The sequence below is a fragment of the Candidatus Symbiopectobacterium sp. NZEC135 genome, from assembly GCF_025962695.1.
Window position 1 is genome coordinate 1 of sequence record NZ_JAGFPF010001491.1, and the last position, 528, is coordinate 528.

The 528-nt window shown below is 60.2% G+C and carries 1 protein-coding gene; it reads right to left on the minus strand.

The window, feature by feature from the left end; translation table 11 throughout:
* Positions 1 to 434, minus strand: a 434-nt coding sequence (locus J5224_RS34995) for a biotin-dependent carboxyltransferase family protein (RefSeq protein ID WP_413544780.1), incomplete at its 3' end; no start/stop codon positions are given.
* Between the last annotated feature and the right edge of the window lie 94 nt (positions 435 to 528).

Consider the following 528-nt stretch of genomic DNA (forward strand, 5'->3'; position numbering starts at 1 on the left):
TGGAGCGGCCGACCAAGATAGCCACCAAACCCGGCTTGCAAATGAGTACTTAGCGATCCGTGCACCTCTGGCAGCCCCAGGCCACCGGAAATAGCCAGATAACTGCGCATGCCCCGACGCGGCATGCGCAGCCTGAGCGTTTGCCCCGCTTTCACATGAAAACGCCAACCGGTCCAGACCGGCTTACCATCGAGCTCGGCGTGGCTATCAGCCCCGGTCAATGCAATCCAGCAAGATGAGGTAAAGGTCGCCGCGAATTTTCCGAGCGTAATTTCCAGCCCGGCTTCGGACATCGCGTTGCCCACCAGCAAATTGGCAATGCTTAATGCTGGCATGACCAGCGCACCAGACTGGCTGATACCCAGATGACGCAGATGATGCCGCCCGGCATCCTGCACCGAGGTATGCAGCCCGGCATGAGTTATCTTTAGCATAGGCCCTCCGGCTGCGGCACGAAGCGCACATTGTCACCGGGACGCAGCAACGTGGGTGGCTCCGCTCGCGGATCGAACAGCGTTGCCGACGTTC